6 protein-coding genes and 1 tRNA gene are annotated in these 5252 nt (G+C 68.5%); 3 read left to right on the forward strand and 4 right to left on the reverse strand.

All coding sequences use genetic code 11. The annotated features are described in order from the left end of the window. Positions 1–29 precede the first annotated feature (29 nt). The 3 genes from VF662_RS07490 to VF662_RS07500 all read left to right on the forward strand — a co-directional run bounded on the left by VF662_RS07490 (position 30) and on the right by VF662_RS07500 (position 1051). A tRNA-Lys gene (locus VF662_RS07490) sits at positions 30–105 on the forward strand. Positions 106–123: 18 nt separating this feature from the next. Further along, entirely contained in the window at positions 124–753 is a 630-nt protein-coding gene (locus tag VF662_RS07495; protein WP_464139468.1) for a phosphatase PAP2 family protein, read from the forward strand. Between the two features lie 52 nt (positions 754–805). Continuing rightward, complete coding sequence (locus VF662_RS07500; protein WP_464139470.1) at positions 806–1051, forward strand: hypothetical protein; 246 nt, start codon at positions 806–808, stop codon at positions 1049–1051. A gap of 159 nt (positions 1052–1210) precedes the next feature. On the opposite strand, the gene VF662_RS07505 is transcribed toward VF662_RS07500, so the two are convergent. The 4 genes from VF662_RS07505 to VF662_RS07520 all read right to left on the reverse strand — a co-directional run. Beyond that, complete coding sequence (locus VF662_RS07505; protein WP_464139473.1) at positions 1211–1825, reverse strand: DUF938 domain-containing protein; 615 nt, start codon at positions 1823–1825, stop codon at positions 1211–1213. Then, positions 1822–3393 carry an aminomethyl-transferring glycine dehydrogenase subunit GcvPB gene (gene gcvPB, locus VF662_RS07510; protein WP_464139475.1) on the reverse strand — a complete coding sequence of 524 codons (1572 nt, stop codon included), beginning with the start codon at positions 3391–3393 and terminating at the stop codon, positions 1822–1824. Before gcvPB ends, VF662_RS07505 begins: the two co-directional genes overlap by 4 nt. Next, positions 3390–4757 carry an aminomethyl-transferring glycine dehydrogenase subunit GcvPA gene (gene gcvPA, locus VF662_RS07515; protein WP_464139477.1) on the reverse strand — a complete coding sequence of 456 codons (1368 nt, stop codon included), beginning with the start codon at positions 4755–4757 and terminating at the stop codon, positions 3390–3392. Before gcvPA ends, gcvPB begins: the two co-directional genes overlap by 4 nt. Beyond that, positions 4757–5252, reverse strand: a 496-nt coding sequence (locus VF662_RS07520) for a class I SAM-dependent methyltransferase (protein ID WP_464139479.1), incomplete at its 5' end; no start/stop codon positions are given. The genes gcvPA and VF662_RS07520, both read right to left, overlap by 1 nt.

Raw genomic sequence — 5252 nt, forward strand, 5'->3', positions numbered from 1 at the left:
CGCCACCTAGTTGGAAGCGCCTCTCACAAGGGCCCTTAGCTCAGTCGGTAGAGCAACTGACTTTTAATCAGTAGGTCGCTGGTTCGAATCCAGCAGGGCTCACCAGTTCGGATCTGGCAGAAGATGCGCGACGCCCGCACCCGTTTCTGGATCACGATCCTGCTCTCGGGCGCGGTCTGGCTCGCCGCGCTGCTGACGGGCGGCGCCGATTCCCCCCACGACCAGGCGCTGCGGAGCGCGCTCTATGCCGGGCATGACGAGGTGCTCGCCCGCAACGCAATCCTGCTGTCTTGGCTGGGCCGGGCATTGGTGCTGTTGCCGCTGACGCTCGCTGCCGCGATCTACCTCTTCTTTCGCCGCCGCATCCGGGTGGCGCTGCTGCTCATCACCGTGCTCGGCGGCCGCCTCTTGGTCGAGCTCCAGAAAATGTTCGTCGGCCGCGACCGGCCGGGAGTCGACGAGCATCTCGAGGCGGTGCGTAGCCTCAGCTTCCCGAGCGGGCACGCCGCCAACGCGATGATCACCTTCATGGCGATCGCCCTGCTCGTGCCGGTGAAGCAGCGGAACCGCGCCATCTCCGCCGGCCTCGGCCTCGCCATCGCGCTTCAGGCGGGCTGGAGCCGCGTCGCGCTCGGCGTCCATTGGCCGAGCGACGTGATCGGCGGCTGGGCGTTCGGCATCTTCTGGATCGCGCTCTGCATGCGCCTTGCCAGCGCCCGCCCGGACGCCGAGCCGAGCACCACAGGCCGCTGAGCGGCGGAACGTCCAATCCGCTCCTTCATTGTTACGTCAAGAGGAGACGGACATGACCGACCGCAACGACCGCGGCGCCGACCGCGCCGAGACCGCCCGCCAGACCGACGACAGCGACCTCATCGAGAGCATGGAGAGCGCCCCGAGCCACGGCAACCGCAGCGGCCACCAGATCAATACCGACATCGCAACCCAGGACGAGCTGAAGCAGGAAGTGGGCGAAGGCAGCGTCACCCGCGTCCGCGACAGCGACAAGGGCGAAGAGGCGAACCTGCCCCGCTTCAACGAAAGCAACTGAGCCGTCTCCCCTCCCTGCCCCGCAGGGGAAAGGGAGGGGTCGGGGGTGGGTGCGAGTGCGCCAGCGCGCTGGGCTAGCCCAGGTGTCGCGAAGCTGAGGGCAAGACCCACCCCCTGCCCCTCCCTCTCCGATGCCTCCGCCCCTCCGTCCGCCGCCGGGCTAAGGGAGGGGGGAGATACGGCGAAACACCAGCGAGAGGTTGTTGGCCGGCATCTCCACCACCCGCTCCAGCTTCAGGCCCTGGCGCTCCGCTTCGGCTGCTATCTCCTCGACCGTCCTTAGCCCCCATCGCGGGTCCCGCGCCTTCAGCGACTGGTCGAAGGTTTCGTTGCTGGGCGCCGTCGGCACCCCCTGCCGGCGATAAGGCCCGTAGAGAAAGAGCGGCGCGCCCGGCTCCAGCAGCCGCCCGGCCCCGCGCATCAGCCCCTCGGTCGCTTCCCACGGGCTGATATGCACCATGTTGATGCAGACGATCGCCTCGGCGGACGCGATCGGCCACCCGACCGCCCGCGCATCGAGCTCCACCGGCGGGAGCAGGTTGAACACGCCCCCGCTCTCGCGCCAGCCCTGGATGGAGGCGAGCGCGGCAGGATCCGGATCGCTCGGCTGCCAGAGCAGCTTCGGAAACGCCCGCGCAAAGGCCAGCGACTGCTCCCCGCTTCCGCTCGCCACCTCCAGCACCAGCCCCTTCTCCGGCAGGGTCTCGCGCAGCACATCGAGGATCGGTGCGGTATTGCGCGCTACGTGCGGCGCCGAGCGGCGGGCGTCCGTCACTCCGCCGCCTGGGCCTGCTCCGGCTCCTTGTAGACCAGGATGGGCTTTCGCGCCGCCAGCGTCTCATCGAGGCGCCGGCGCGGGGCGTAGACCGGAGCCGACTTCAGCGACTGATCGCCCGCCTTTGCCCGCTCGGCGACCGAGCGGAGGGCACCGATGAACTGATCGAGCGCTGCTTTCGATTCCGTCTCGGTCGGCTCGATCAGCATCGCCCCGTGCACCACCAGCGGGAAGTACATGGTCATCGGATGATAGCCCTCGTCGATCAGCCCCTTGGCGAGGTCGAGCGTCGAGAGGCCCTCGGCAAAGCCTTTGTCGCTGAACAAGGCTTCGTGCATGCACGGGCCGCTCTCCCCGAACGGCGCGTCCAGCACATCCTGGAGCTCGCGGAGGATGTAATTGGCGTTCAGCACCGCATCGCCCGATACCTGGCGAAGGCCGTCCGCGCCGTGGCTGAGGATGTAGCTCATCGCGCGGGTGAACATCCCCATCTGACCGTGAAAGGCCGTCATCCGACCGAAGCTGCGGCCGTGATGCTCACCCGCAGTCTCCTCCTCAATGAGGGCATAGCCCTCGCCCTGCCGCTCGACGAACGGCAGGGGCGCGAACGGCGTCAGCGCTTCGGAGAAGACCACCGGGCCGGAACCCGGCCCGCCGCCGCCGTGCGGGGTCGAGAAGGTCTTGTGGAGGTTGATGTGCATCGCATCGATGCCGAGGTCGCCGGGGCGGACCCGGCCAACGATGGCGTTGAAATTGGCACCGTCGCAATAGACCAGCCCGCCCGCTGCATGCACGGCTTCCGAGATCGCCTTCATGTCCGGCTCGAAGAGGCCGCACGTATTGGGGTTGGTGATCATCACGCCGGCGACGTCCGGCCCAAGCCGCGCCTTCAGCGCGTCGAGATCGACCCGGCCGCGCTCGTTGGCGGGGATGTTCTCGACCCGGTAGCCGACGAAGGCCGCAGTGGCGGGATTGGTGCCGTGCGCGCTTTCCGGGACGAGGATCACCTGCCGCGCATCTCCGCGCGCCTCGAGCGCCGCCCGCATCGCCAGCAGGCCGCACAATTCGCCGTGGGCGCCGGCCTTCGGGCTCATCGCAACCGAATGCATGCCGGTGAGCCTGATCAGCCATTCACCCAGCATCTCGATCAGCGCCAGCGCGCCCTGCACCGTGTCCACCGGCTGGAGCGGATGGATGTCCGCAAAGCCCGGCATCCGCGCCACCTTCTCGTTGAGGCGCGGATTGTGCTTCATGGTGCAGCTGCCGAGCGGGAACAGCCCCAGGTCGATCGCGTAATTCTGGCGGCTGAGACGGGTATAATGCCGCACCGTCTCCGGCTCCGACAGTCCGGCAAGGCCGATCGGGCGGTTGCGCTCCAGCCCGGCGAGGCGGCTGGCCACCTTCGGCGCCGCTTCCAGATCGACGCCCGTCGTGTCGGTGTCGCCGATCTCGAAGATCAGCGGCTCCTCCAGCATCAAGGCCCGGTTGTCCGTGAAGGTGGAGGGGGCGGAGGATGCGGGGGCGCCGGAGCTCATCTCGGGCCGCCAGCCGCTCGGGTTCATGCTCATGCCAAAGTCTCCTCGAGCGCGCCCGCAAGCGCCTCGACATCTTCATCCGTGACGATTTCGGTGACGGCCACGACAAGGCCGTTCTGGAGCGCCTCCGCGCCGGGATAGAGCCGGCCGAGCGAGACGCCGCCAAGCACGCCCCTCTCCGCCAGCGCCCGTACGACCGGGCGAGCCTCCTTCGGCAGCCGCAGCGTGAATTCGTTGAAGAAGGCGCCGCTGACCAGCTCCACGCCCGGCACCCGAGCCAACCGCTCGGCGGCCGCCACCGCCTTGGCGTGGTTGAGCTGCGCAAGCTGCCGGAGCCCCTTTTCTCCGAGCAGGGTCATGTGGACCGTGAAGGCGAGCGCGCACAGCCCTGAGTTGGTGCAGATGTTCGACGTGGCCTTCTCGCGCCGGATATGCTGCTCGCGGGTCGAGAGCGTCAGCACGAAGCCGCGATTGCCGTCGGCGTCCACAGTCTCGCCGCAGAGGCGCCCGGGCATCTGGCGGACGAACTTCTCCTTGCACGCGAACAGGCCGACATAGGGGCCGCCGAAGTTGAGGCCGACGCCGATCGACTGGCCCTCGCCGACGACGATGTCCGCACCCATTTCGCCGGGCGAGCGGATGAGGCCGAGGGCCACCGGCTCCGTCACCACCGCGATCAGCAGGGCGCCGGCCGCGTGCACCCGCTCGGCGAGCTCCGACAGGTCGGCAACGTGGCCGAGGATGTTGGGATATTGGACCACGACAGCGCTGGTCTCGCGGTCGATCCCGTCCAGCAGCCGCTGCATGTCGTCGCCCGGCGCTCCGTCGGTCAGCTCGGGCAGTGCGACATCGAGCGTATCGCCGGTAAACCGCGCCATGGTCTGCGCGACCGACACGTAATGCGGGTGGAGGCCAGCCGAGAGGATCGCCTTGCCGCGCCGGGTGACGCGACGGGCCATCGCAATGGCTTCCCAGCAGGCGGTCGACCCGTCGTACATCGATGCGTTGGCGACGTCGCAGCCGTAGAGGCGCGCTACCTGCGTCTGGAATTCGAACAAAGCCTGCAGCGTCCCCTGCGCGATCTCCGGCTGGTACGGCGTGTAGCTCGTCAGGAATTCGCCGCGCTGGATGATGTGATCGACGCTGGACGGGATGTGGTGCTTATAGGCGCCGCAGCCGAGGAAGAAGGGCACCTCCCCCGCCACCAGGTTTTGCCGCGCAAGCGCTCCGAGCTGCCGCTCGACGGAGAGCTCGCTCGCGTGATCGGCAAGGCCTTCGATCTTCCCCGCCAGCCGCGCCGCCTCCGGCACGTCGACGAACAGGTCTTCGATGGAATCGGCTCCGATCGAGCGGAGCATCGCCTGCCGGTCGGCTTCGGCAAGTGGAAGGTAACGCATCAGTCTGGCTTTCTCATCGTAAAGCGGAGGCGGACATAATCGGCGTACCAGCCGCCGTCCGGCGTCTGGAGAATTCCCGCGAGGCGGCGTTGGACCGCCTCGGCGACGGCGCCGTGCTCGTTCTCAGGCACTCCGGCCACGTCGAGCCAGCCGGCGCGGAAGGTTCTCACCCAGGCGCTCACCCCCGCCGGAAGCGGCGTCACCCGCGGGATGAGCTGAGCCTTGATGTCGGTGAAGCCGGCATCGCGGTAGAGGGCGGTGAACTCGTGCACGCCCGGATACCATTGCGGGTCCTGCGGCGGAACCGGATAGCCGCGTTCCGCCACTTCGTCGCGGAGCGCCCGCCGGAGCGTCACCAGATTGCCCTCGCCGCCCATCTCGCCGACGAAGCGGCCGCCGGGGCGGAGGACCGAGAACACGCCCTCCGCGACTGCGGCGGGATCAAGCATCCAGTGCAATGCCGCGTTGGAGAAGGCGGCGTCGAACTGCCCGAAG

This window comes from Allosphingosinicella sp. (assembly GCF_036387215.1).
In the GTDB taxonomy this organism is placed as follows: domain Bacteria; phylum Pseudomonadota; class Alphaproteobacteria; order Sphingomonadales; family Sphingomonadaceae; genus Allosphingosinicella.

Bases quoted from the DNA above. Each gene is read 5' to 3' on its own strand.
- VF662_RS07495 (WP_464139468.1), top strand. From the start codon at position 124: ATGCGCGACGCCCGCACCCGTTTCTGGATCACGATCCTGCTCTCGGGC.
- VF662_RS07500 (WP_464139470.1), top strand. From the start codon at position 806: ATGACCGACCGCAACGACCGCGGCGCCGACCGCGCCGAGACCGCCCGC.
- gcvPB (WP_464139475.1), bottom strand. From the start codon at position 3,393: ATGAGCATGAACCCGAGCGGCTGGCGGCCCGAGATGAGCTCCGGCGCC.
- gcvPA (WP_464139477.1), bottom strand. From the start codon at position 4,757: ATGCGTTACCTTCCACTTGCCGAAGCCGACCGGCAGGCGATGCTCCGC.